This is a genomic window from Rhodococcus sp. T7 (assembly GCF_009872365.1).
GTDB lineage: Bacteria > Actinomycetota > Actinomycetes > Mycobacteriales > Mycobacteriaceae > Rhodococcus_F.
This window is the reverse complement of the sequence record NZ_WXYH01000344.1, coordinates 61,562-88,017: the sequence shown is the minus strand read 5'-3', so window position 1 is coordinate 88,017 and position 26,456 is coordinate 61,562. Positions and strand designations below refer to the sequence as shown.

Genomic DNA, 26,456 nt, shown 5'->3' with positions numbered 1-26,456 from the left:
GGTGGTCCATACGAAGGGTTTCGGGTCGTCGTGCCACGCAGCGATCCAAGCGTTGACGTCGTCCTCAAGGGCCTGGACGCTCCGGTGCGACGAGCGGCGGAGTTTGCGGTTGGTCAACTCGGCGAACCAGCGCTCGACCAGGTTCAGCCAGCTACCCGAGGTGGGAGTGAAATGTAGGTGGAACCGCGGGTGGCTGGCGAGCCATTTCTTGATCGCCGGGGTCTTGTGCGTGGCGTAGTTGTCACAGATCAGGTGCAGGTCCAACTCTTCGGGGGTGTTGGCGTCGAGGGTCTTGAGGAACCGCAGGAACTCCAGGTGCCGATGACGCCGCTGGTGCTGGCCGATGACCTTGCCGGTGGCAACATCCAGTGCCGCAAACAGACTCGTGGTTCCGTAGCGGACGTAGTCGTGGGTTCTGCGTTCGGGCGTTCCCGGCATCATCGGCAGCATGGGTGCGGTGCGGTCGAGTGCCTGCATCTGCGACTTCTCGTCCACCGCCAGCACCATCGCCTTGTCGGGCGGATCGAGGTACAGCCTCACCACGTCCCGAACCTTGTCGATGAACAGCGGATCGGTCGACGGCTTCCACGTGTCCACCAGGTGCGGCTTCAGGCCGAACGCGCGCCATATCCGAGAGATCGCCGTCCTGCGCCGACACGGAACTCCTTGTTCAGCAACGCTTTCAGGCGAGAATCGTCATCGCCGGTGAACCCATGACTGTGCGGTGCGGCTTCCGAGGCGGTCCTGCTCATCCTTACCGTCAGCCCGCAGACGCGGCGAGGGCACCCTCTCGACCGCTTGCCGTAGCCGCTCGGGCGCGGGATGGGCATAGACTTGCGTCGAACCGATAGAGGTGTGACCGAGGAGGTCCTGCACCTCGTCCAGCGCCCCGCCCGCGTCGAGCACGTTACTGGCGAACGCGTGGCGGAGCGCATGTGGCGGCACCCGCCGGTCGACCCCCGCCCGGCCGCGCAGCGCGACGAACAGATCGTTCACCGCCCCCGGTTTCATCGGAGCGCCGACCGGCGGCCGGAACAGGTTGACGAACACAAAGTCGCTCCCGGCGGCGTCCGGGACGCCCGCGCGCTCGGGCACATACTGGTCGTGAGCCTGCACAACCATCCGGTCGACAGGAACCGTCCGCGAATGCCGCGACTTCGCCCAGGCCCCATTGACATTGTCACGCCGGACCACGTGCAGGTGCGAACCGGAAAGTCGCAGCCCAGCCCCGACGAATCGGGCAGGAAGTGGATGTCCTCCCGCCGCAACCCAACCGCCTCGCTGCGCCGCAGCCCCGCCCGACACAGCACCAGCACCAGCAGTCGGTCGCGTGCCGAACGGCAGGCGCGCAGCAGCGCCACCGCCTCCTGATCGCTGGCCCGGTCCGGCCGGCTCTTGGCGACCTGCAGCCGGTGCCGGGCGCGCATCCGCAGCCGCCACGCGCCGTCCTCACCGCGAGCCTCCGCAGGCAAGCTCCGGCTGTCGGCCAGTTCGTAGAGCTGCCGCAGCACATCCTGCGGGGCCTCGCCCTGGTCGACCGCGAAAGTCAAGAACCCCCGCACCGCGGCCAGCACGGCGTTGATCCGACGCGGTCCACGCGCCGCATCGGCCCCCGGACCGGCCAACACCACCGACGCGCCCGGCCTGCCGCATTCAGAGGGAGTGTGCCGCAGCCACAAGATGAATATTCCCAGTCGGTCGGCGGCTGTCCGCCAGTCCAGGTGTGCCAGTCCGCACCACGTCAAGTAGAGCGCCACCGCTCCGGCGTAGCTCTTGGTTTGCCACACCCGAACGGTGGGCGTTGATCCTGCTCGTGTGCGGCGCTGCAGTTCTCGCCACGCTGCGACACCGCCACGAACGTTCGCAGCGGGTCGGTTCACACGAGGTCGAGGAGCGGCAGCACCTGTTCGGTGACCATCTCCACGTTGCCGCGTTCCGCGAGCGGGATCAGCGTCACACCGTCGGCCACTGAGGCCGCACGAATATCCGAGATCAGGCCCGCGAGTCCGCGAGGTGTGCCGACATAGCGCACGGTCGCCGAGTGGTCCGGGTGCGTACACGAGTTCTGCAGAGAGAATTCGGCGCGCGCAGTGCGAGCGTCGGCGGCGATCAGGAACTCGAGATCGAGCAGGACGACGAGGCCGTCCGGCTCGCGGCCGGCTTGCGCCTCGCGTAGACGCAGACGTTCCGTGGCGGCTCGAGCCTGTCGTAGGTCGGCTGCCTGGATGCGGACTGTCGCTGGTGCACCAGGGAGTTCGCCGGTGTCGGCGGTCGGGTCGGTCCGGCCGGGAAGCGTACTGCAGGGTATACAGATTCCCGCTGTCGAGTCGCCGGCGGATCCGCGCAGTTCCAGGGCGACCAGGGGCGTGCGAGACGCGGAGGAAATCATGACCGGTTCTCGCGGTGTGACAGTGCGGCAATCCTGTTGATCTTCGAACGGTGGTAGACGAGTGGTGCGACGTCGTCTGCTGCCTGCATTTCCATTATCTCCATCACGACGATGCTGTGATCTCCAGTTGGTATCCCCTGGCGAATCTCGCAATCGAGCCAGAGTGCGGAACCGTGCAGAAGGAGCGAATCGTATTCTGTACGTGTGGTTTCAAGACCGGCGAACCTGTCCCGAGTCCGAGACGGGAGTTGTGCGCAGACGTGTCCTGACCCTCGCCGAGTATCGAAATGCCCAGGCGCTGGGCGGTCCGAAGGCGTGGCCACGTCTGCGAACTGTTCTGGATCGAGAACAGGACCAGCGGCGGATCGTAGGAGACACCGACCGAGAACGATGTAGCGACCAATCCTACGGATTCGTCGTCGACCGCGGCGCACAGCGCCGCGATCCCCGACGGGAAAGACCCCAGAGTCGAGCGAAGCTCGGCGTGGCCGACGGTGACGGGTTCGAGTGACGGTGCAGGCGAGTGAACGCGAGTGAGACTCATAGGGTTTTGCTCCGGTTCGACAATTGCTGCTGTGGGGACCTCGGCCGTTCTCCGTTTCGTGTGACACACACCATACCACCAAACGTACGGTTGACAAGCGGTGGCGGGCGGGGGCTGCTCCAGGGTGAGGTTCTGTGGTCGCTCAGGCTCCCAGGTCGGCGGGATTCATTCGCCGGAACGATTCCTCCACGGCGGGATTCGCAGCGATCATCTCGTCTGCGAATTGTTCGCCGGTGACTCGGTACTGCGTCAGTGTGTCGGAGTCGGCTCGGAGTTGGTCGGCGCGGGCGGCCCATCCTTCGGGGGTGCTCTCCGCTGCTTCGACTCGGGGGAGTCCGGCGAGGACGAGTCGGCCTGCGCGTCCGCCGCTGACCTGGAAGAAGTCGCCGTGGACGTCGGTGTCTTGGTGTGCGAGGTAGGTGATGAATGCGGCGACGTGTTCGGGGCCCATGCCGTCGCGGAGGGTGGAGAGGATCGTGGGGTCGGAGTATGCGCCTTCGGTCATGGGGGTCCAGGCTGTCGGCATGATCGTGGTGACCTGGACGCCGACGCGGTCGCCTTCCATGGCGAGGGTGTTGCCGAGGGCCCAGATCGCGCCTTTGGCTGCGCCGTATGCGGATGCGCCGGGGTTTGCGAGGATTCCGCTGGAGGAGACCAGGACGAGGCGGCCGGTGCCGGACTCAACCAGGTGGGGCCAGGCGGCGCGGGCGAGTTCGGCGGTTCCGCGGAAGGAGACGTCGAAGACTTTCCAGAATTCGTCGGAGGGTTGTTCGTCGAAGAGTCCGACGCGGATGATTCCGGCGTTGCAGACCACGATGTCGAGTTGGCCGTAGGTGTCGAGTGCGGTTTGTGCGACGGCGGGGGCGTCTGTGGCGACGTCGTGGAGGTCGACGACTGCGGTGCCTCCGGCGTCGGTGATGTCGGCGACGGTGTGTTCGGCGTGGTCTCGGGAGACGTCGTTGACGACGACTCGGGCGCCTCGGGCGGCGAGGGTGAGCGCGTGTGAGCGTCCCATGCCGGCTCCGGCTCCGGTGACTATGGCGACTCGTCCCTGAAGATCCAACATTTGGGGTCAACTCCTCATCATTCAATGAATTCTTCGATGGGATCAGGACTGTCCGCGCCTGACCCCGGTATGCATTCAACGCTCGGTTCGATCTCGGTGCCTTCGCGCAATCGGCTGGGGGATCGGAAGATCGGCCGGCCCGCCGTCTGCGGAGGATCTGACGAAGCGAAGGGCGTCGCCAACGCGACTTCCGAGACACCAACGAGCTTCCCGCGTCTCCGCAACGTGCACGATGCTGCGGGGACGCGCGGTCGGTCGCGCCGAGAGTACACCCGCCCGAGGGTGGCGGGGCTGACAGGTGGGACAAGCACTCGTCGCGAAGCTGTCTCGAGTCCTTCATGCTGGACGAACGCGCCCGGTGGTGTCGAAGCCGAGGTCGGTACTTGCCCGCGATGCCCAACGGGCCTACCCTGTTTTAGCCAACCGGTTGTTTGAAAAGAAGGAGTGCAAATCGACAGGAGTGTCGCCTCCTGGATGTGCTGTGGAGTCGGCAATTGTCAACGGCGACAGGTACGGAGGTCGTCTCCTCGTCGGCAATGCGGTGGCCGATTACGGGGCAACTTCAAGCAGTCGTTTGGTAGAGTGTGCTGCTGATCACATCAGCGATAGGTTAACCGGTCAGAGGTGAACGTGTCAGCGGCAGACAATCCCGGTGCGACCGCAGCATGCGTAACGAATGACTGGCCACTCGTCGGACGTGCCGAGGAGTGGCAACGGACCGTCACCAATCTCACCGCGGGGCGGGGTGTCGTCCTGGCCGGCGCAGCCGGTGTGGGAAAGAGCCGGTTGGCCGCGGACATCCTGGAAGTCGTGGCGGACGAGGGTCTCGGGGTCGTCCGGGTACGCGCCACGCGGGCGAGCTCTCGAATTCCGCTCGGGGCTTTCGCTCCACTGCTGCCGGCGGGGATCTGGGAGGCCCAACCCAGTGGACTGGGCAGTCGCGCGAGTCTGTTGCGCCGATGCGCCGACGCCCTCGTCGCGGCCGCCCGAGGGCGAACGCTGATCTTGTCCGTCGACGACATGCACGACATCGACAACATGTCGGCCACGCTGATCTACCAGCTGGTCGAATCGAATGCCGCGCTGATACTCGGAACCGTGCGCGCGAGGACCCCTGCACCGGATCCCACCATCGGCCTGTGGAAGAACGGCTTGGCTGACCGGATCGAGTTGGCCGGTCTGCCCGACGACGCCGTCGCCGAGGTGATCGCGCTCGCGTTGGGCGGCCCGGTCGACGACGCCGCGGTCGCGGAACTGGCCGAGCGTTCTCGAGGGAACATCCTCTTTCTCCGTGAATTGGTGCGAGGCGCCTTCGAGAAGGATGTTCTCCGAAACGACGGCGGGGTATGGCGTCTCGTCGGCGACCTCCAGCCCACCGATCGCCTGGTGGAACTGGTGGACAATCGACTCGGCGATCTCAGTGACGACGAACGTGCTCTCCTCGAGGTCATTGCCTTCGGTGAACCGCTCGGCGCAGCGGAATTGGCTGCCTTCGGCCGCCTGGACATTGCAGAATCCCTCGAGCGAAAAGGCCTGATCGCTACCCGCGTCGAAGGCGATCGGATCGTCGTCACGCTCAGCCACCCGCTTTACGGCGAAGTGCTCAGAGCCCGCGTGCCGAAGCTGCGGGCGCGGTCGATCGTTCGGTCCCTGGCCGACGCCGTGGAAACCGTAGAGGTGGACTCCGGGCAACAGGTCCTGAGGATAGCCACCTGGCGCATGCTCGCCGGCGGAGGTGATCGCCGGCTGATGCACGAAGCAGCGATGCTTGCACGATGGCGCTACGACTTCCCCCTCGCCGAACAACTTGCTCGCGCCGCGATCGAGGCCGGCGCGGGCTTCGAGGCCGAAATCCTGCTCGCAGAACTGGTTGGATTGCAGGGCCGTCCCGCAGAGTCCGAAGACGCCTTCACCCAATTGGCGGAGAACGCATCCACCATCGAAGAAATGCTGCAGGTGACCCTTGCTCGCCTCGATCATCGGGTGATCTACGCCGGCGCCCTCGATGAAGGACTCGACATCGCCCGACACGCCCGGTCCACGCTCGGAGGGACCGCTCGCGACGAGGTCACCGCACGCATGGCAGCGTTGATCGTCGCCAAGGAAGGATTCCGGAACGCCGTCGAAGCAACCGCCGACATCATCGCCGAAGGACAGGGAACGGCGTTCGCGTGGGCGTGTATGCCCGGTTCCTACAGTCTGGCTCGCACCGGCCGAATCGATGAAGCAATCGATGTCGCGCGTCGCGGTCGCGCGGCGCAACTGAAACTGAGTCAGCCGATGAACTGGTACCCGTGGATGCATCTCTTCTACGAGGTGGAGGCACTGTCGTACGGTGGCAGGTTCCATGACGCGGAGGGGATCTCGACGTCTCAATACAACGAGGCGGTAGCGTCCCGAGTCCTCGAAGCGCAAGCGTTGTTCGCGTGGCAGCTGTCGAAGACGGTAGCCGACCGGGGGCATGTCGAACTCGCTGTCCGCCGAGCCCAGACGGCGACCTCACTGTATCGGCAGCTCGGCAGACCGCAATTCGTTCAGTTCTGTCTGGGTTACCTCGCCCTCGCACTGGCCGTCAGCGGTCGTGCCTCCGAAGCGCGGGAGACCCTTTCCGACCTCGAATCACTCGATGTCCCGACGAGTTACTTCATGGGAGTCGACCAGGACCTGGCTCGGGGATGGACCGAAGTCGCCGAAACTCGTCTCGGCCGGGCCCATCGAATCTTCGAACAGGCCGCGAGGAAGGGCGTCGAGATCGGTGACCACGTCGGCGCCCTCGCTGCCCTGCACAGTTTGGCCCGAACCGGGGACCCGTCCAGCGCGGTGGCGTCCATGCGGCACATTGCACCCCACGTGGAAGGTCACCTCGCCCCCGCCCGGTTGAGGCACGTCGAAGCCTTGGTCCGAGCAGACGCCACAGGACTGGATGCGATCAGTGTTGACTTCGAGCAGATGGGAGCTGGTCTGTTGGCCGCGGAAGCTGCAGCCGATGCGGCGGCGGCATGGACGCGCGCCAACGAAAGTCGCTCGGCCGCAGCAGCAGAGCGGCGCTCCGTGCTATTGGCGGTGTCCTGTGGTAATCCCCGAACGCCTGCTCTGGCGAGCAGCAAAGGGCGCGCCTCGCTCACTGCCTCCGAACGCCAGGCCGCCCATCTGGCGGCGGCCGGGCGAACGAACAGGGAAATCGCCGAAGAGTTGGTGATCTCGGTCAGAACTGTCGAGAGTCGGCTGCAACACGTCTATGGCAAGCTCGGGATCTACCGCCGTCACGAACTGGCTGGAGCGCTGACGGAAATCTAGGTCGAGTGCCTGAGACGGGCGCCCGTAGCCGGCTGATAGTCGTTGTCGACAGACGAATTCGGCTCCTTCTGACCATCCAGAAGAAGCCGAACTCGTCTGCCCGTCACCGGGTCGGCGGACCCTGTAGTCGTCGCCGACCACTCAACTCACGCGCCGCTACGCTTCTTTCGGAACCACGCGGACGCACCCACCGCCAGAATGAGGGCGCATCCGTAGCACACCGAGTTCACCCATGAGGCTGCACCGGTCAGCGTCAATCCACTGACGGTGACGGCGACCAGGATTAATCCGAGTACAGTGCCCACGACGTTGAACTGACCCGGTGTCCACGTCGAAGCGCCCAGGTATACCGCCGCCAAGGCCGGCAGCAGAATGGCGATACCGTTCGAACCCGGACTTGCACTTCCCTGCTGCGCCAGCAGGAGGACGCCGGCGAGTCCTGACATGCCGCCGGACACTACGTAACTGGTGACAACCATCCGATCGACTCGGATGCCGACCAACTCCGCCGCGGGTCCCGAGGATCCGATCGAGACGAGCCTGCGTCCGAAAGGCGTCTGTGTCACGACATAACCGACGACGACCGCGATCAGCGCTGCGACAATGGCGAGCGACGGCACCCCGAGCACGGTACCGGTGCCGAAACGGACGAGACCGCGCGAAATGCCGGACGAGATACTCGTGTTGTCGCTGTACCAGCTGACCAGACCATCGATGATCGTTGCCGAGCCCAAGGTGGCGATGAGGCCATTGAGCCCGAACTTGGTGACCAGCAGACCGTTGGCGAGACCGATGACGATACCGAGCCCGAAGACGAAAACACACGCTACGGCCAGGGGTAAGCCGTCCCGTGCCATCAGACCTGCGGCCACCATCGATGCCAGACCCGCCACGGATTCGACGGACAGATCGAAGTTTCCGGACAGAAGCGGCACCATCAATGCGAGAGCCAGTACGATGATGACCGACTGCGAAGATATGATTGTGCGCCAGTTCGCCGCGGTGGCAAACGTTTCCGGCTGAGCGAGGGAGAATCCGATGACGATCGCGACAAGTAGCGCGATCAAACCGAAGCGCTCACCGAGATCGAGGAGTCGTGAGCTGTTCGGCGATCGAGGGATTGGAGAAACAGGTCGATCGATGCCCGCGGGAGTTGTTTCCTGCTCAGGTGATGATGTCGATGTACTCATCAAGCTCGTTCCTTATCTGTGCCGTACGTGAGTGAAGTGTCGGTGGACAGCCCGTACGCGAGTTCGGTGCATCTCTGTGTCGACAACTCCTCGGCCCGTGCCTCGCCCTGCACGGTTCCGTTCCAGAGACCGATCACCCGATCGCACAACTCCGACAACTCCTGGGGATCCGAACTCACCACCAACACTGAAGTGCCATTGCGGGCGGCCTCTCGAATTCGGTCGTGGATGGCGTTGCGCGCACCGATGTCCACTCCCTGTGTCGGTTCGTCGAGGAGCAACAACAAGGGGTGAAGCGCGAGCCAACGCGCGAGAACCACTTTCTGCTGGTTGCCTCCCGACATGCTGGAAAAGACGGCCTCGGCCGACGACGTCACGACGTCGTACAGCTCGATGGCCATCTGCGCGTCGTCCCGCTCAGCGGATCGCCGAATCCGTAGCCCGCGCCAATAGTTCTCGATAGCCGGAGCGCTCAGGTTCTCCCGGACGGTCAGATCGTTGAAACCTGCTTGGCCCGCACGGTCTTCCGGAAGGTACGCGACGCCTCGCCGAATTGCCTGCACGGGGTGGTCGGCGGTGAGCGGTTTACCGTCGAGAGATGCGGTCCCGCCGGTCGCGGGGTGGACACCGAAAAGGCTTTTCAGAAGCGTCGACCTACCAGATCCGAGGAGGCCGGAAATACCGACGATCTCTCCTGCACGCACCGACATCGTGACGTCTCGAAGAGGACCGACGGCGTAGTTCTCGAGCCTGAGTCTCTCCTGCCCCTGCACGGACTCGACTCGTCGTGCCGGCGTCGCGGAAGGCGCGTGACCGCTGATCTTCTCGATCAACGACCGTGTGTTCAAACCTCGGGCAGTCCTCGTCTCGAGGTGTCGCCCATCGCGTAGGAAGGTCATCTCGTCGGCGACCTCGAGAAGTTCTCCCAGTCGGTGTGACACGAAGACCACCGTGTGTCCACGCTCGGTGTACCGCCGCATGGCATCGAGCACGGCTGTAGCTTCGTGCGCGGGCAGCGATGCGGTCGGTTCGTCGAGGATCAACGCACCACGATCCGCTTCTGCCTCGTTCTGCAATGCCCGGGCAACCGAAACCATTGTCTGGGTGGCCGGTGAGAGATCACCCATCCGTGTCGTTGCGGCGACGTTCAGTTCGAACCGATCCAGCACACGCTGAACGTGTAGGCGCAGTGCGCGCCACCGAATCGGACTCAGTGCCCGGCCGCCGAACGAGGAACCGATGGCGAAGTTTTCAGCGACGGTCAACTCGGCGAACGTGGCCGAGGCCTGGTGAACGAAATGCAGACCGTGTCGATGTGCCCACGACGGTGATGTTTTGGCCGCATCGTGCGAGCGTCCGTCGATCTCGATCATGCCCGAGTCGGCGTGATGGACGCCGGCCAGAATCTTGATCAGCGTGGATTTTCCGGAACCATTGCCTCCGCACAATGCATGTATGGACCCGCGCGTAATGTCGAAGCTGACGTCTCTCAGTGCATGGGTACCGCCGAATGTCTTGGTCAGAGAACGTACCCGAATCCCCACTTCAGGTGCGACCGGACCGGGCTCTTCGCCTGGCTGCGGATGCAGACTGCCGTGCTGTGCCATTTCGTACCTTCCGCAAAGTCAAATGTCCGTCGCAGTGGGTGGACTTCCCCCAACGGAAGTCCACCCACGTGCGTTCAGCCGTTCCAGGACCGAGTGAAGCTCGCCTTGTAGTCCACCGATGGAGTCCAGCCCTTGCCGGCGGGGGGAAGGCCGTGCTCGGCGTCGATGATCTGGAAACTCACTCCTTGATTCGGAATCTCGGGCTGTCCGGCGAGCACACGGTTCATGGCATCCGCTCCGCTCCATCCGAGCCAGTTCGCCGGGATGGCGACTGCGGACGTGACGACGCCTTCGCGAATCAGGTCGAACGTCGACGGGTAGCCCTCGCCCCCCACCACGGTCAGGTTGGAACGGTTGGCGGCGGTGATGGCCTGCGCTGAAAGTGCGAGTGTGGTGTCGTCCGGTACCTCGAGGACATTCGCTTCGGGATGCTGCTGCAGGACGGTAGCGACCTTCTGCGCGGTGGTCGCAGGGCTACCGAGATCTTGCGCGGTGATTTCGACCGTGGCGACGACCTCACACGTGCTGCACTTCGCGATCTCGGCGTTGTAACCCTCGACTTCGTACTGCGTGACCAGGAATTCGGGATGCGTCAGCTGAATGATCTTCGCCTCGCCGCTCGTGGCGGCGGCAGCGTATTGAGCCTTCAATTTGCCCCACAGCGCACCGAACTCGCCCGGAGTCCCATTGTTGTTGATCAGGGCACTGTACAGCGCCTCGCCGCCATTGACCTTGGGATCGTCGCAGTCGTAGGCATAGACGCCGACGGTGGGAATCTTCGCGTTCTTGGCGTCTTGGAGCGCGGCGGTAGCGTACGCGCAGTCGATGGCGACTCCGATGATCCCGTCGGCCTTGGCTGCGACGGCCTGACGAATCGCGGAGTTGTAGCCGGCCGGGGTGGCCTGCCCGTCGACGACCGTGACGTTCCAATCCAACGCCTTCGCGGCCTCCTCGATCCCCGCGGCCGGTTCGGAGCAGCCGGGTAATGCCTGTGAACAGGACACCACCCAGATGTTCTTGCCCTTCTGCGCGGCCGGGCCGTCGGCTGTGGGCTCGGTGTACAGCCCCTCGTACGCTTGCTGAACAGCCTTGGAGGCTTCAGCGGAGTAGCCGGAACCCGCCGCGTTTCCCTCGACCGCTGCTGCGGCGTTGGCGTTCTCGCTCTCCGACGAACATCCGGCAGCCAACAGTGACAGTGCAACGACTGCTACTGCGGCAGCACGGAGTTTCTCTTGCTTCAACATCTCTCTCCTTCGCGACACGTTTGTGTCGACTTCTAAGCGCGCCGGAACGGACCTGAGCCTCGTCGGCACGTGGTGTAGAGATTGAACTGAGGATCTTGAAAAGATTTGCGTGACAGCAGTCGAGCTCGTGGTCAGGTGTGATCCTGAAACCGTCTAGTGGAAAACGAAATTCGAGTCGCTGTCGTGTCCCAGCTCCGGTTGCCGGCCGGAGAGAGAATCACTGTGCGACAGCTTCGTTTTCAACTGGCCGGTGCTTCCGCGCCTCGAAGACTGACGACGCAGAGCGCTGGATTTGCGCGGCACAATGTGACCACGGACACCATTGGTCGAGCAGGAGTAGTCACTACTGTCTTTCGCCCGAAGCAACCACCATTCCGGCGGCAAGAACCAATCGGCAACGCGTTTGGTCGATCAGGCGTCGTGGGACAGCGGACGGGCTGATGTGCGCATTTCGTTCACAGGGGACATCGCCGATGCGATCTGTGTTCGCGAGGTGAGCCCGAGCTTGGCGATGATGTGTTTGACGTGTCCGTGAACGGTGTGAGGACTGATCGTCAGCAGCTCGCCGATCTCTTTGTCGGTCCGACCGGTGGCGACCAGTTCCGCGACTTGACGCTCGCGCCTGGTCATCGTGGTCGTGGGGTCGACGTCGGTTTCGCCGAGTGCGTAAGCGATCGACGCATGGAACCCGAGCTTGGCGCCCTTGTCGTGGGCGGTCTCGAATGCGTGACGGCCGAGCGCGGCACGTGTGTGTCGCTCGCACGCTTCGTGGTGGACGAGCAGATTGGGGAAGAGGACGGTGGAGCTGCCTACAGTTCGTCCCAGTGCCTCTGCGGCGCCCATCATCACGGACGCCCGTGAACTGTCGCTCTCGCATACGATCCAGGCGAGTGCCTCCATGCTGGGCGCAGCCATCAGGGGGTCGTCGCGTAGCCGCGCCAGCCGAAGGCATTGCCGGAGATTCCGGACCGCGGTTTCTTCATTGCCCTGCTGCCAGTGGGCAACCCCCGTGCCCCAGAGTGCGTAGGACCGATACACGGATTCCCCCCGTGATTCGGTAATCGCGAGAGCCTTTTCGTGGGATATGAGTGCCTGCTCGGTATCTCCACGAAAAGCATGCGCCCAGCCGAGCTGGAGCAGTCCTTCGACTTTCGGGCGGAGTGCACCGATCGATTCGAAGAGTTCGAGCGCGACTTCCAGGCGCGAACGTGCGGTATCGAAGTCGCCACCGAAGAGTGCCGAGATACCCTCGGCGTGAGCGATCTCGGCGTGGATCGCAGGATCTGGCCTCGGTCCGGCAGTCACCCGCGCCTGCTCGATCAGTGATCGACCGGTGGCGAGGTCGCCCTGCAGTTCGGCGAGCACGCTGTCAGCGCAGAGCGCTGTGATTCGCGCGATGGTTTCCTGCCTCGAATCTCGTGCGAGCATGCGGTCGAGCCAGTACCGGCCCTCACTAAGTAGACCTCGGGAGAGCCAGAACGGGAACAGTGCGGTGGTGGCACGCAGCGCGGCATCGTCCGGGGGTTCCAGCGCCGATTCGTTCTCGGTGGAGCTCAGAGCCTCACGAAGGTTGGGTTGTTCACGTTCGAGGCGGCTGATCCAGTCCAGTTGACGGTCGCTGATCCAACCTGCCTCCGCAGCGAGCGCCAACTGCTGATACCAGTCTCGGTGCTTGCGGCGTAGCTCTGTGTAGCTTTCGGACTGGTCCAACTTTTGCCGCCCGTACTCGCGGACGGTCTCGAGCAGCCGGAAGCGGACGACGGTGTCGGTCTCTTCGCGGAGAAGAATCGACTTGTCCACAAGGGAGGACAACGAGTCGAGTAATTCATCTGGTTGCAGATCTCCGTCGCAGATTCCTTCGACCGCGTCGAGTTCGAACCCGCCGGCGAACACCGACAATCTTTCCCAGAGGCGCTGTTCGACCGCGCTGCACAGTTCGTAACTCCAGTCGATACTCCATCGAAGCGTCTGCTGACGGCTCGGCGCAGCCCGGCTGCCGCGGGTCAGCAGTGTGAAGCGGTTGGTCAGTCGCTCGAGGATTTGCTCAGGCGACATCACGCGAATTCGGGCAGCCGCGAGTTCGATGGCCAGAGGCAGCCCGTCCAAGCGAGAGCAGATCTGTGCGACCGCAGACTCGTTCTGCGCGGTGAGCTGGAAGCCTGGCTGGGCAGAGCCTGCGCGTTCGGCGAACAAGGCAACAGCATCGTTGCCGCCCGGCCCGGCGACCTGTCGACCTGGGACAGGTACGGCCAGCGGTGCCACTCGCAAGGTCGCCTCCCCGCCGATGGACAGGGCCTCGCGGCTTGTCGTGAGAATCCGCAACCTCGGGCTTCTACGGAGCAGCGACTCTGCCAACTCTGCCACCGCGGATACCAGGTGCTCGCAGTTGTCCAATACCAACAGTAGGCTCCGGGAGGCGACGAAGTCCGTGAGGACCTCGCGCAGGGGCCGAGCCGGCTGCTCGCGCACGCCCAGCGTGCTGGACACCAGCTGTACGAGCAAGGAGTCATCGTTGATCTCATCCAGCTCGACGAGCCACACGCCGTCCTGAAAGTTGTCTCGTAGATCGGCAGCGACCCTCAGCGCGAGTCGCGTCTTCCCGACGCCCCCCCATCCCTGTCAACGTGACCAGCCGGGAAAGTTCCAGCAAATGCTGCGTCTCCGTCAGCTCCGCGCGGCGGCCGACGAAACTGGTGAGTTCGAGCGCGAGGTTTCCGACCGGGACGTCGGACGACCCGTGCCGGGGTGTGCGGTGATCTCCGGCAGGAGGCTCTGTCGAAGGCAAACCGAGAGGCACGGAGAATCGTCCCTGGAGGTGGTCGTCCTCCGTGCCGGCGTGCAGTGCCATCTCGTCGACTCCGAAGCCGTGGTCGAGCTGCAGCCCCCGAATTTTCTCCCCGAGTGCGGCAGCCGTCGGGCGGTCATCGGGATTGCGTGACATCGCCATTTCGATGAGCGCGCACACATCCTCGTCGATGCCGGTTTCACGCAGATCCGGCACGGGTTGTGTGGTGATCCGCAGAAACTGGGCGACCACCTGTTCGCCTTTGCGCCTTTCGAACGCCGCGTGACCGGTCAATGCGCAGAACAGGGTGGCGCCGAGCCCGTAGACGTCCGACGCGGGCCCAGGAGGGTCTCCGCCGAGGACCTCGGGCGCGGTGAAAGCGGGGGAGCCGGTTACCGTGCCGGTTGCGGTCTCGAAACCTCCGGCGACGTGCGCGATGCCGAAATCGGTGAGGGCCGGTTCGCCGTAGTCGCTGAGCAAGATATTCGCGGGCTTGACGTCACGGTGAATGATGCCGAAACGATATGCACTCTCGATGGCGCCGGCCAGCCTCACCCCGAGACGGAGTACCTGCTCGGTCGAGAGGGGTCCGTGGAGTCGAATCCACGCATCGAGAGAATCCCGTGGGTGATACTGCATCACAAGGTAGGGACGCCCAGTCGTGGTAGCTCCGACTTGCAGCACATTGACGATGTTGGGGTGACCGGTCAGGCGTCCCATAGCCTGTTGTTCCCGGAAGAAACGTTCCTTGTTCTCCTCGTCCAGATCGGCGGTGAGGACCTTCACCGCCACCGTACGGTCGAGGGCAGCTTCCCTGCAGCGGTAGACCACGCCGAAGCCACCGCGACCGATCTCGGTGGCGTCGTCGAATCCGGCCGTGCGCAATTCTGTGATGAGGTCGAGATCCGCGCCGCCAGGTACATCACGCTGTGTCTGGAGCGGGTCATTCTCAGTCATGGGTCCTTGCAGACATCGGCCGCGTGGGTGGGCCTTCTTCTTCGATCTCACCCAGCGTAGCTCACCGTGTTCATCCCGCCGCAGGATTCGATCATCGTACGTGTTGACGCCGTTCTCGAGGTGCGGTGAGTCGGCACACCCTCCGAAGCAATTCGGCTCTGTGCGAGACGGTCCGGGCGCTCGGGACCGGGGTGTGTGACGTCTCCATGTCAAGTTGGCACTTGCACGTGATGCGGAACACGCTTAATCTGTTTTTACCAACCGGTTGTTAGAAACGAGGGAGTGTTGTGGATATCTCTTCGGCCGATATCAAGCTGATCTTGACGGCCCTGCAGAATGCCGGGTTCGATCAGGCGGAGGTCGTGGTGGGCGATGTCCACATCGCTGTGGCACGACGTGGTGCTGCACTCGCGGCGCCGACCGCAGCGCCCGTATCGGACGCCGAGCCGGCACCCGCCGTGCCCGCGGCAGTCGCGCCGGAGCGCCCGGTGCCGGTTCCCGATGCTGCGCCTACCGGTGTGGTCCCCCCGGTGGACGGTTCGGAACATGTCGTCACCTCCCCGAGCGTCGGAGTGTTCCGGCACGCGTCCCAGTCGGATTCCCCTTCGATCGAGGTCGGCCGGCGGGTGGTGGCCGGCGACGTGCTCGGCAGCGTCGCGGTGCTGACGCTGACGATGCCCGTCGAAGCGCAGGCCGACGGCGTGGTGGCCGCTGTCGCCGATGACGGCGACACGGTCGAGTACGGAACCCCGCTGATCACGATCGCGTCGTAGCAGGCAGCGCACCACCGCCAACGAAGAAGGGCAAGGAAACCACGTGAACATCGAATTCGTCGAGCAGAGCCTTCGAGATGGGCAGCAGAGCCTCTGGGGGATGCGGTTGCGTGCCTACGAGGCCGCCGGCGCACTGCCGTACCTGAAGGATGCCGGCTACCGCACCATCGACCTCACGGGCGCGGGCATGTTCACCGTCCTGCTCCGTGAATACGGCGACGACCCCTGGGCGACCCTGGACTTCCTCGTGGCAGGGCTGAAAGGCAACGAAATCCGCTCGGGACTCCGTACCCTGAGCTGCGTCGGCTTCGCGCCGACGCCGCAGGCAATCATGGACCTGTGGATCCAGACGCTGATCAAGCACGGATCCACCAGCTTCTGGCTCTACGACTGCCTGTACGACATGGACCTGATGAAGCACATGGTCGACGTTGTGCGTGACGCCGGCGGGCAACCCGTCCCGGCGATCATGTACGGGCTGACCGACGTACACGACGACGCCTACTTCGCCGAGCGCGCGCGCCAGATGGCGTCGTGGGAGGGTGTCGAGTCCATCTACGTCGAGGACGCTGCCGGAATCCTGAAGCCCGAACGTGCGCGTACGCTCCTCCCGGCCATTCGGCAGGCGACCGGTGACATGCCCCTCGAGTTGCACTGCCACAACACCACGAACATGGCCCAGCACAACTACATCGTCGGCATCGAGAGCGGTTTCACGCGGATGCACACTGCTTCGCGCCCGATGGCCAACGGGCCGTCGCTGCCGTCCACCGAAGCGATGGCCACGATCGTCGAGCATCTCGGCCGCAAGCACTCCCTCGACACCTCGACATTCGGGCCGGTCGCCGAGCACTTCGAGCAGGTCGCACGAGAGGCCGGCCGCGCCACCGGTGTGCCCGCCGAGTACGACCCCAGGATGTACGAGCACCAACTGCCCGGGGGCATGACCGGCACGCTGATCAACCAGCTCGAGCGACACGGCATGGGCCACCGCTTCCCGGAGGTTCTGGAGGCGATTCCCCAGGTGCGGGTCCAACTGGGTTCCCCCATCATGGCCACGCCCTTCTCCCAGTTCGTCGGTGTCCAGGCGGTGCTCAACATCGTCACCGGCAAGCCCTATTCCATGGTGTCCGACGAGGTCATTCATTACGTCCTGGGGCACTACGGTCCGGTGCCCTCCCCGATCGATCCCGAGGTGCTGGACAAGATCATGTCCAACCCGCGGACCAAGCAGTTGCAGTCGTGGGAGCGCCCCGACCCGTCGTTGAAGGAGATCCGCGCCCGTTTCGCGCCGGACATCTCCGATGAGGAACTGCTGATCCGATTCATGATGTCCGACGAAGAAGTGGACGCCATGCTCGCGAAGGGCCCGCTGCGGGTCGATCGTCGGCGTAGCAGCAACAACATCGTCGAGTCCCTGGTCGATCTCATCGAGACTCCGGCTGCGAGCACTTCGTTCGCCGTCTCGACTCCGAATTTCAGCGTGCGTGCCGCCGGGAAGACGACATGACTTCGGCTGCAAGGGATTCGATTCACACGACACCCACGTCCGAACGTGCAGATCAGATGGTTGGAAACATGACGACAAGTACACTCGACCCCGTCCGTGACATCGACCGGTTCGCGTCGGCGGCCGAGGAATTTCTGAGTACCGCGGTGCCCGCCCGGTGGAAGGAGAGCCGGGGCACGCTGACGAGTCACGAGATGGACGAATTCCGCCGGCAGTGGGACTTCACCCTGTGGGAGGGCGGTTACTCCGGACTGTCCATCCCGTCGGAGTACGGCGGCCGGGGCCTCGGGCTGGCCGAGGAGATCGTCTTCCACGTTCTCGCGGGCAAGGCGCAGGCGCCGGACGGGCTCGCACGTGTCGGAAAGTCCCTGGTCACGCCGATGCTCATTGCGCTCGGCACCGAACAGCAGCGGGCTCGGTACATACCGTCGATCATGAACGGGCAGGAGGTGTGGTGCCAGGGCTTCTCCGAGCCGCAGGCCGGTTCGGATCTCGCGAACATCCAGGCCAGGGCCCGTCGGGTCGACGGCGGTTACCTCCTCAACGGCAGCAAGACGTGGACCTCGTTCGCCCAGCATGCACGCCGCTGCTTCGTTCTCGCTCAGACGCAGCCTGACGCCGGTCGCTACCGCAACCTGTCCATGTTCCTCGTCGACATGGAACAGCCCGGCGTCTCGATCAGCGACATCAGGCAGATTTCCGGGGCGGTGCACTTCGCCGAGACCCGGTTCGAGAACGTCTTCGTTCCCGATTCCGACCGGGTCGGCGACGACGGGGAGGGCTGGAAGGTCGCGATGCGCGTGCTCGGTGACGAGCGTGGCGGCATCGAGACCGCCGCGCGCTACGTCGAAATCCGATCCGACGTCAACGCGCTCCTCGACGTGTTGGGCGACGATCCCGAATACGCCTCCAGGCTCAGGGATCTGGACATCCGCACGGAATTGGTCCACTGGCAGTTGATGAAGGTCGCCGATCTGGAATCTGCCGGCGACGAGCGTGCTCTGGCACGGGCGGGCGCCGTGCTCAAGCTGATGTGGAGCGAGCTGTGGCAGGACGTGACCCGGCTCGGTGTCGCGCATGCGCCGGTGGTTCAGCAGAAGCATTGGTCCTACCAGTACCTGGAATCGCGCGCCGTGACCATCTACGGCGGATCCAGTGAGATCCAACGAAACATCCTCGCGGAACGAGTGTTAGGACTTCCGAAGTGACCACCGTCGAACAGAAGAACCCCTCGTCCGGGTACGCGATGACGACCCTTCCGAACGAGTACGGACTGATGGGTGCCGAGGGAATCGGAGACCTCGTCAAACGAGCCACCTCTCACGCCCCCATCGCCACGTATGTGGAGGAACCCGAGCCGCCCATCTCGTGGTCGGCGATCGCCGATGCGGGATGGGACCTTGCGGGAATTGTCGAGGACGACACCTGTGCGAGCACACGGGATCTGGTCGCCATTGCGAAGGCCTGGGGGTATGGAAGCATCCCGCAGCCCCTGCTGCCCAGCCTGCTGGCCAAGCGATTGTCCGCCGCCGCGCGGGAGGTCGATGGGCCGGTCACCTTCGCGCTGCCGCTGGGGGACGGGGCGCTCGTCCCGTTCGGCGCAGTCGACGGCATCGTCGTGGCCACGGCACTGGGTGACATCGAGGGTGAAGTGACCGGGGCACCCGCCGGTGAGGTCGACGGCCTGGACCTGGTCGGGCGTGGTATTCACGCACCCACCGCCACGAGGTTCACCGCGGAGGCGGCCCGTGAGGTGGCCCTCGTTCTCGCGGCCGAAGTGCTCGGGGGAGCGGAACGCCTGCTCGCCGACTCACTCTCGTTCGTGAACGAACGCGAGCAGTTCGGCCGACCTGTGGGGTCCTTCCAGGCGGTCAAGCACAACCTGGCCACCGCGACTGTCGACGTGGAAGCTGCCGACACCGCGCTGATCTGGGGATCGCAGCAGGAGGCCAACGCGTTCCGTGGGGCGCTCTTCGCGGTAGACCGGTGCATCGATGCGGCGGAGATCGCGGTACACGTCCACGGCGGTCTCGGATTCACATGGGAAGTCGGACTGCACTTTCCGCTCCGTAAGATGCTGAGTGTCCGCCGGATCATCGACCGTCTGGAGCGCAACCACTCCTGAGACTGCACCACGCGTCGCCGCCGGGAATTGCCCGGCGGCGACTTCGGCATGCACGCAGTCCGGCAACGACGGACAGCACGACGTCCGGACGGTCGACCGTCCGGACGTCGTGCTGTGTGGCTGTGCCGTGTGCTGCCCCGCCTACTCGTCGACGACTGCGCCCGCGCAGTTCACGAGTCCGCCGTCGACGACGAACTCCGCGCCGGTCGAGTACGACGACTCGTCCGAGGCCAAGTAGACGATCAGGTTCGCGACCTCGTCGGCCTCGCCGATCCGCCGGATCGGGGCGGCGAGCGAGGACAGATCCATTCCCTCGGTCAAGGGCGTCTTGACCGTGCCCGGGTGCACCGAGTTGGCACGCACGTTCTTTCCACCGAGTTCGGCGGCAACAGACTTGGTCAGACCACGCAACGCGAACTTGGACGCCGCGTAACCGTGCTGGCCCGCGCTACCGGTGAGACCTGCTGTGGACGAGATGTTGATGATCGAGGCCGGGGCCGACCGGACGAGTTCGTCGCGGGCCGCCTTGATACCGATGAACGACCCGGTGAGGTTGACGTTGAGGATGGTGTTCCACTGTTCCACCGAGTAGTTCTCGAGGAACCCGAAGTTGACGATGCCGGCGTTGTTGACCAGCACATTGAGTTTCCCGAACGTGCTGACCGCGGTCGCGACGGCATTCGCCCAGTCGTCCTCGCTGGTGACGTCGAGGTGGACGAAGGCTGCGTTCTCGCCGAGTTCGTCCGCGAGCAGCTTGCCGAGGTCGTCCAGGATGTCGCCGATGACGACCTGTCCGCCTTCGCGGACCACTGCACGAGCGTGGGCGGCTCCCATGCCCTGAGCTGCGCCGCTGACAAGAGCGACTTTGCCTTCGAGTCTGCCGGTCATAGAAATCTTGCTCCTTGGTTCGAGGAAATGCGATGACGGCTGCCACGCCCGGCCTTCCGGGAGACGTGTGGCATGCACCACACAACTTCGGTCACTACGGCAAAGACCGCAAGGGTAGAGCCGGTGGGGAAAGTCGGGTAGTCACTACTCTGCATTTGTGCGGTGATGCCCATCACAGTGGAGTGAAGGCAGCGGTGGGGGACACCCGCCACGCCTGCTGACAACAGCGCCGCGACGTCCGCCGGCTCGGCGACATCGTGACCCGTCCAATAGGCAGGAGACATTGCACCGATGACTGCGACAGTCGCTTCGACGAGTCTGTTCACGAACGCCGACCACTACCACACGCCGTTGGGTCCGGACGGCACCCCGCACGCCTTCTTCGAGGCGTTGCGCGATGAAGCCGAGAGCACCCCCATCGCCTGGAGCGAGGCCTACGGCGGGCACTGGGTGGTTGCCGGATACAAGGAAGCCCAGGCCGTCATTCAGAACACCAAGGCCTTCTCCAACAAGGGCGTCACGTTTCCGCGCTACGAAACCGGTGAATTCGAGCTGATGCTGGCGGGACAGGACGACCCCGTCCACAAGAAGTACCGCAAGCTCGTGGCGAAGCCGTTCTCCCCGGAGGCGACCGACCTCTTCACCGAGCAGTTGCGTCAGACCACCAACGACCTGATCGATGAGCGCATCGAAAGCGGTGAAGGCGACGCAGCCACCTGGCTTGCCGACGAGATCCCTGCGCGGTTGACGGCCATTCTCCTCGGCCTTCCGCCCGAGGACGGCGACACCTACCGCCGGTGGGTCTGGGCCATCACGCACGTGGAAAACCCGGAGGAAGGCGCCGCGATCTTCGGCGAGCTGGTGCAGCATGCCCGCGATCTGATCGCCGAGCGCCGCGAGAACCCGGGTAACGACATCATGTCGCGTGTCATCATGTCCAAGGTTGACGGTGAAAGCCTCTCCGAAGACGACCTGATCGGCTTCTTCACAATCCTGCTCCTCGGCGGCATCGACAACACCGCACGCTTCCTGAGCTCGGTCTTCTGGCGCCTGGCGTGGGACATCGAGCTGCGTCGCCGTCTCATTGCCCATCCCGAACAGATCCCGGGCGCAGTCGACGAGCTTCTGCGCTTCTACGCTCCCGCGATGGTCGGCCGCCTCGTCACCGAAGAGGTCACCGTCGGCGACGTCACGATGAAGCCGGGCCAGACGGCCATGCTCTGGTTCGCCGTCGCCAACCGAGATCGTTCGATGTTCGACTCCCCCGACAACATCGTGATCGAGCGTGAGCCGAATCGGCACCTGTCGCTGGGGCATGGAATCCACCGTTGCCTGGGCGCGCACCTGATCCGCGTCGAGGCGCGGGTGGCGATCGGAGAATTCCTGAAGCGTATCCCGGAGTTCTCGCTCGACCCGAACAAGGAATGCGAGTGGCTGATGGGCCAGGTCGCCGGCATGCTGCACGTGCCGATCGTCTTTCCCGAAGGTAAGCGACTGGCATGAGTGAACTCCGATCCCGGGCGATCGGCGAGCTCGAACCGTCCATCGCCATTGTGGGCAGCGGCCCGGCCGGCTGTTACACCGCGCAGATGCTGCGCAAGCGATGGGCGGCGGCGCAGATCGTCGTCTTCGAACGACTCCCGGTCCCCTACGGACTGTTGCGGTACGGCGTCTCTCCGGACCACCAGGGAACCAAGGCGGTCGCTCGGCAATTCGACCGACTGTTCACCGACGGCGGCGTGCAATTCGTCGGCAACGTCGAAGTGGGGAAGCATCTTTCGATCGAGCAGCTCCAGGATGCGTTCGACGTCGTGGTCGTCGCGGCTGGGCTCGGTGCGGATCGTCCCCTTCCCGGCGTCGACGGCGACGGCGTCTACGGGGCCGGGCAGATCATGAGATGGTTCAACTCGCACCCGGACGAGCTCTTCTTCGCACCACATTTCGGAGAGACGACGACGATCGTCGGCAACGGCAACGTGGCGGTGGATGTTCTCCGGCTCCTGGCCAAACACCGTGATTCGTTCGCCGGCAGCGATCTGGATCCGCGGCGGGTCGAGAAACAGCCCTCCCGCATCCACGTGGTCGGACGGTCGGCGGCGTCCGCCGCCAAGTTCGACAGCGTGATGATCCGTGAGCTCGCGGACATCGACGACGCCGTCTTCGATGTCGACGCGGTCGACGAGTTCGGGCACGAAGACAAGAAGGTTCGGGCAAAGATCGAGGCACTACTCGATTTGACCGGGCGGACTGCGCCACCGTCGCCACGAGTCCACGTGAGCTTCCACTTCGGGTGGACGCCGGAATCCATCGAGTCCACCCCGGCCGGCCGCCTGCTGCGGCTCGTGGACACCGAGTCGCAGCAGACGGAAAGAGTAATCGAGACCGACAGCATCGTGACCGCCGTCGGGTTCGGGCACGGACTGCGCCACGAGGTCGACAGAACTCGTCTCGAGTCCGATGTGTCCGACCTCGACAGCGGCCTGCTGGACTCCGGCTTGTACTGCTCCGGATGGTTCCGCCGCGGACCGACCGGCGGTATCCCGGCCAATCGCCTGGACGCGAAGATGGTGTGTGCCCGGATCGTCGAGGACGTGGAGAGGGGCACGATCATCCCGGCCAAGAAAGGTCTTTCTGCGCTCGGGGCCGACCTGCACCCCGATACCGTCGATTTCGACGGGTGGCGGCGGATCGACGCGGTCGAAGCGTCGCGCACAGAACACGGCCGATGCCGCACGAAAGTGTCCGACTTCGTCACGATGCTCGACCTCGCCAGAACTTTCGCGGACGAACGTATGACGCCGACACACGCTGAAAACCCGACAGCCGACGCCGTCGGACACAAGGAGGAGAAATGAACGCACTGATCCTGTACGGGACCGAGACGGGAAACGCCGAGGCATGCGCGACGGCGATCTCCCAGGTACTCGAGGGAACCGTCGACTCCGAGGTTCACGACCTCGCGGACACGACGCCGGATGCACTGACTGGAGGAGCGGACCTCGTCGTCCTCGTGACCGCGACCCACGGTGAAGGTGACTTCGCCGGCGGTGGGGCGGACTTCTTCGAGGCGCTGACCGAATCGAAGCCGGACCTTACCGGTGTTCGCTTCGCCGTATTCGGTCTCGGCGACAGTTACTACACCACCTTCAACCAGGCGGGTGAGACCGCAGCCACGCTCCTGACCACGCTGGGTGCGGAGCAGGTCGGTGAGACCGCCCGGCACGATGCGTCCAGTGGTGACGACCCGGAGGAGATTGCGGAGGAGTGGGTACGAGAGGTCCTCGCGGCGTTGCCGGCACCCGTGGCGTCGTAACCGGAACCGACAGTAGGCTGTGTCCACCCGAAGGGTGGGTTTAATGACAACGACGTCGAAGAGTGCACCCCGTTCCATCACCGACCCGTGGCCGTTGATCGGTCGGACGGCGGAGGTCGAGGACGTGTGCGCTCGTATTCGAGCGAAGCGCAGTGTGCTGCTTGCGGGTCCGGCCGGCGTGGGCAAGAGCCGTCTTGCCGGTGAGGTACTCGACGTGCTGGTCCGGGAGGGTGTGCAGACGGTGCGCATCAGCGCCACGACTGCGAGTTCGGGCATCCCCTTGGGGGTGTTCGCGCCGATCCTGCCCACCTCGGCGTGGGCGGGAAAGAGTGGCGCGGTCAACGACCGGGCCGACCTGCTCAGCCGGTGTGCCAACACGCTGGTCGAGCAGTACCTGCCGGCGCGGCTCGTGTTGCTCGTCGACGACATCCACTTGGTGGACGACATGTCCGCGACGTTGCTCTACCAGCTGGCAGATACCGACCGGGTGACCATCCTGGCCACCTACCGCACCAAGGAAACCTCCCCCGAACACGTGGTGGGCCTCTGGAAGAACGAACTCGTGGACCGCCTCGACGTCGAGGGACTGGAAACCGGCCACATCCAGGAGATGATCAGACGCGCACTCGGCGGCCCGGTGGACGACGCCACCATGGCGTACCTCACGGGCAAGGTGCAGGGCAACATGCTGTTCTTGCGCGAGCTGGTGATCAGCCTGTACGAACGCGGCACCTTGCGCGAGGACAACGGCATCTGGCGGCTGCAGGGGGAGTTCGAGGCAACGGATCGGCTGGTGGAGCTGGTGACCAGCCGCATCGGTGTCCTCACCCCGGACGAGCACACTTTGCTGGCATATCTGGCGTTCGGGGAACCGCTCGCCCTGCCCGAGATCGAACGGCTGAGCACCATGGAGTGCGCACATCAGCTCGAGCAGAAGGGTCTGGTGGTCACAGAGGTGGGCGGCACCGACCTCCAGTTGCGCACGGCGCACCCGCTCTATAGCGAGGTGCTCCGCGGCAGCCTGCCGCTACTGCGGTCGCGGGAGCTGGTGCGTCGGCTGGCGGACACCCTCGAGCACGGCGGCCCGCAGACCGACCAGCGACTCATGCGAATCGCGGAATGGCGTCTGCTCGGTGGTGGCGGGGACCCGCGGACGATGCTGGCGGCGGCGCAGATCGCGCGGTGGCACTACGACTTCGGGCTCGCCGAACGCATGGTGTCGGCGGTGTTGAGCGTGGAAGCGAACTTCGACGCCCGGATACTCCGTGCCCAACTCGCGGGACTCCGCGGCAACACGCGGGAATCGGCGCGCCTGCTGTCGGCGCTCGCCGACGCCGCGGGCACTGTGGACGAGGTGTTCCGCGTCGCGGTCGCCAGGTTGGACCACCGTGCGATCTACGCAGGCACCGTAGAGGAGGGGCTCGACGTTGCGTACGAGGCCGAGCGTTCTCTGGCCGGTACCCCGTACGTCAACGACATCGCCGCACGCCGTGCGGCGCTGATCCTCGGCAAGGAAGGCCCCGCCGGCGCAGTTGCTCTCACCGAGAGCCTGTTACCGGAAGCGACCGGGTCCGCCCTGGTGTGGGCATGTATGCCCGGGGCGTACAGCCTCGCACGCACCGGACGCATCGCCGACGCACTCGACGCCGCTGCCCTCGGCCATCGTGTCCAGCTCGAGCTGGACGAGCCGATGGACTGGTACCCGTGCATGCATCGCTTCTACGAGGCGGAAGCACATGCCCACTCCGGGCGGTTCGACAGAGCCGAGGAGATCGGGCGAATCGAATACCGGGCGGCCGTGGACCAACAGGCCATCGAAGCGCAGGCGCTGTTCTGCTGGCAACGCGCAAAAACGGTGGCCGACTGCGGTAACCCGCATCGTGCAATCCGGTTGCTGTTGACCGCGATCTCGATCTACCGGCAACTGGGACGTCCCCAGTTCGCCCAGTTCTGCGATTACTACCTGGCCATGGCGCAGGCCATGGCGGGGGCTCCGGAGGAGGGAAGGAAATACCTGACGGATCTGGACAGTTCCGGTCTGCCCTCGACCTGGTTCATGGGGGTCGATCCCATTCACTCGTCCGGCTGGGTGAACGCCTTGTCCGGTGACCTTCGTCGAGCGCACGCCGACTTCGAGCGGGCGGTCGCCGAGGGGTGCAGGATCGGTGATCTGGTCGGCGCGATCGCGGCGGCTCACAGCCTCGCTCGCACCGGCGCCCCGCGTCGTGCCCGGGAGTTGTGCACTTCGCTGTCACGGGCCATCGAGGGCGACCTCGTGTCGGCGCGGGTGGCACACATCCACGCTCTCGACGCCGTCGACCCGGAAGAACTGGGCGAGGTGAGCGAGCGCTTCGAACGGATGGGTGCAACACTGCTCGCCGCGGAAGCGGCGGCGGATGCTGCGCCCATCTGGCAGAATCGCGGCGATCGACGACGCGCCACCGCGTGCCGTCTGCGCGCCAACGTCCTGGCCGGAAAGTGTGAGAATCCGGTCACGCTGTCGCTGAGCAGTGCCGACTGGAGCTCGAAACTCACTGTGGCGGAGAAGGAAACCGCACTACTCGCGGCGTCCGGTCGATCCAACAAGGCCATCGCCACCCAACTGTCCATATCGGTCCGCACCGTCGAGAACCGGCTCCAGGGCGTCTACGTGAAGCTGGGCATTCACGGTCGGCACGAACTCCCGGGAGTGGTCTCGGAGTACACAGAGACCGACTGACTCCTGCCCGGGGATTTTTGCGGCTCCCGTGCGGGGTCGTGGCTTCATT

General features: G+C 64.7%; 17 protein-coding genes and 3 pseudogenes. 9 read left to right on the top strand and 11 right to left on the bottom strand.

Annotation, left to right across the window (positions count from 1 at the left end; genetic code table 11):
* Window positions 1-3: 3 nt before the first annotated feature.
* From MLGJGCBP_RS32920 to MLGJGCBP_RS32900, 6 genes and pseudogenes are all read right to left on the bottom strand, one after another.
* Window positions 4-636: pseudogene (locus MLGJGCBP_RS32920) on the bottom strand (IS630 family transposase); the annotation flags it as partial.
* Between the two features lie 60 nt (window positions 637-696).
* Complete coding sequence (locus MLGJGCBP_RS52170) at window positions 697-1,122, bottom strand: tyrosine-type recombinase/integrase (RefSeq protein WP_236581496.1); 426 nt, start codon at window positions 1,120-1,122, stop codon at window positions 697-699.
* Window positions 1,008-1,787: a hypothetical protein gene (locus tag MLGJGCBP_RS52165; RefSeq protein WP_236581504.1), complete on the bottom strand. Its 780-nt coding sequence runs from the start codon at window positions 1,785-1,787 to the stop codon at window positions 1,008-1,010. The genes MLGJGCBP_RS52170 and MLGJGCBP_RS52165 overlap by 115 nt, the downstream gene beginning before the upstream one ends.
* A gap of 89 nt (window positions 1,788-1,876) precedes the next feature.
* Window positions 1,877-2,389 carry a hypothetical protein gene (locus MLGJGCBP_RS32910; RefSeq protein ID WP_160100913.1) on the bottom strand — a complete coding sequence of 171 codons (513 nt, stop codon included), beginning with the start codon at window positions 2,387-2,389 and terminating at the stop codon, window positions 1,877-1,879.
* Window positions 2,386-2,933, bottom strand: a pseudogene (locus tag MLGJGCBP_RS32905) (flavin reductase family protein). Before MLGJGCBP_RS32905 ends, MLGJGCBP_RS32910 begins: the two are co-directional and overlap by 4 nt.
* A 142-nt stretch (window positions 2,934-3,075) precedes the next feature.
* The gene (locus MLGJGCBP_RS32900) at window positions 3,076-3,999 is read right to left on the bottom strand and encodes an SDR family NAD(P)-dependent oxidoreductase (RefSeq protein WP_268960788.1); all 924 of its coding nucleotides are present in this window, start codon (window positions 3,997-3,999) and stop codon (window positions 3,076-3,078) included.
* 630 nt (window positions 4,000-4,629) lie between these two features.
* On the opposite strand from MLGJGCBP_RS32900, the gene MLGJGCBP_RS32895 reads away from it, so the two are divergent.
* On the top strand, window positions 4,630-7,296 hold the full coding sequence (locus MLGJGCBP_RS32895; protein ID WP_160100909.1) for a helix-turn-helix transcriptional regulator: 2,667 nt from the start codon (window positions 4,630-4,632) through the stop codon (window positions 7,294-7,296).
* A 146-nt stretch (window positions 7,297-7,442) separates the two neighbouring features.
* On the opposite strand, the gene MLGJGCBP_RS32890 is transcribed toward MLGJGCBP_RS32895, so the two are convergent.
* From MLGJGCBP_RS32890 to MLGJGCBP_RS52160, 4 genes and pseudogenes are all read right to left on the bottom strand, one after another.
* Entirely contained in the window at window positions 7,443-8,363 is a 921-nt protein-coding gene (locus MLGJGCBP_RS32890) for an ABC transporter permease (RefSeq protein ID WP_160100907.1), read from the bottom strand.
* A gap of 122 nt (window positions 8,364-8,485) precedes the next feature.
* Window positions 8,486-10,093: a sugar ABC transporter ATP-binding protein gene (locus MLGJGCBP_RS32885; RefSeq protein WP_160100905.1), complete on the bottom strand. Its 1,608-nt coding sequence runs from the start codon at window positions 10,091-10,093 to the stop codon at window positions 8,486-8,488.
* 74 nt (window positions 10,094-10,167) lie between these two features.
* Window positions 10,168-11,337, bottom strand: a complete 1,170-nt coding sequence (locus MLGJGCBP_RS32880; protein ID WP_160100903.1) for a sugar ABC transporter substrate-binding protein — start codon at window positions 11,335-11,337, stop codon at window positions 10,168-10,170.
* Between the two features lie 411 nt (window positions 11,338-11,748).
* Window positions 11,749-15,079 (bottom strand): annotated as a pseudogene (locus MLGJGCBP_RS52160) (protein kinase domain-containing protein).
* Between the two features lie 287 nt (window positions 15,080-15,366).
* Here MLGJGCBP_RS52160 and MLGJGCBP_RS32870 point away from each other — a divergent pair.
* The 4 genes from MLGJGCBP_RS32870 to MLGJGCBP_RS32855 all read left to right on the top strand — a co-directional run bounded on the left by MLGJGCBP_RS32870 (window position 15,367) and on the right by MLGJGCBP_RS32855 (window position 19,487).
* Window positions 15,367-15,852, top strand: a complete 486-nt coding sequence (locus tag MLGJGCBP_RS32870) for an acetyl-CoA carboxylase biotin carboxyl carrier protein (protein ID WP_160100901.1) — start codon at window positions 15,367-15,369, stop codon at window positions 15,850-15,852.
* Window positions 15,853-15,895: 43 nt separating this feature from the next.
* On the top strand, window positions 15,896-17,362 hold the full coding sequence (locus MLGJGCBP_RS32865; protein WP_087560922.1) for a carboxyltransferase: 1,467 nt from the start codon (window positions 15,896-15,898) through the stop codon (window positions 17,360-17,362).
* A gap of 68 nt (window positions 17,363-17,430) precedes the next feature.
* Window positions 17,431-18,570: an acyl-CoA dehydrogenase family protein gene (locus MLGJGCBP_RS32860; RefSeq protein WP_160100899.1), complete on the top strand. Its 1,140-nt coding sequence runs from the start codon at window positions 17,431-17,433 to the stop codon at window positions 18,568-18,570.
* Entirely contained in the window at window positions 18,567-19,487 is a 921-nt protein-coding gene (locus MLGJGCBP_RS32855; protein WP_160100897.1) for an acyl-CoA dehydrogenase family protein, read from the top strand. Before MLGJGCBP_RS32860 ends, MLGJGCBP_RS32855 begins: the two co-directional genes overlap by 4 nt.
* A 141-nt stretch (window positions 19,488-19,628) precedes the next feature.
* Here the strand turns inward: MLGJGCBP_RS32855 and MLGJGCBP_RS32850 are convergent, their stop codons facing one another.
* Window positions 19,629-20,375, bottom strand: coding sequence for an SDR family oxidoreductase (locus MLGJGCBP_RS32850; protein ID WP_087560925.1), 747 nt, complete (start codon window positions 20,373-20,375; stop codon window positions 19,629-19,631).
* Window positions 20,376-20,666: 291 nt separating this feature from the next.
* Between MLGJGCBP_RS32850 and MLGJGCBP_RS32845 the strand changes: the two genes are divergently transcribed.
* The 4 genes from MLGJGCBP_RS32845 to MLGJGCBP_RS32830 are packed head-to-tail and all read left to right on the top strand — an operon-like array spanning window position 20,667 to window position 26,407.
* Window positions 20,667-21,878, top strand: a complete 1,212-nt coding sequence (locus MLGJGCBP_RS32845; RefSeq protein WP_087560926.1) for a cytochrome P450 — start codon at window positions 20,667-20,669, stop codon at window positions 21,876-21,878.
* On the top strand, window positions 21,875-23,230 hold the full coding sequence (locus tag MLGJGCBP_RS32840) for an FAD-dependent oxidoreductase (protein ID WP_160100895.1): 1,356 nt from the start codon (window positions 21,875-21,877) through the stop codon (window positions 23,228-23,230). The genes MLGJGCBP_RS32845 and MLGJGCBP_RS32840 overlap by 4 nt, the downstream gene beginning before the upstream one ends.
* Complete coding sequence (locus MLGJGCBP_RS32835) at window positions 23,227-23,688, top strand: flavodoxin domain-containing protein (RefSeq protein WP_160100893.1); 462 nt, start codon at window positions 23,227-23,229, stop codon at window positions 23,686-23,688. Before MLGJGCBP_RS32840 ends, MLGJGCBP_RS32835 begins: the two co-directional genes overlap by 4 nt.
* Before the next feature lie 43 nt (window positions 23,689-23,731).
* Window positions 23,732-26,407, top strand: coding sequence for a helix-turn-helix transcriptional regulator (locus MLGJGCBP_RS32830; protein WP_160100891.1), 2,676 nt, complete (start codon window positions 23,732-23,734; stop codon window positions 26,405-26,407).
* Window positions 26,408-26,456: the final 49 nt, after the last annotated feature.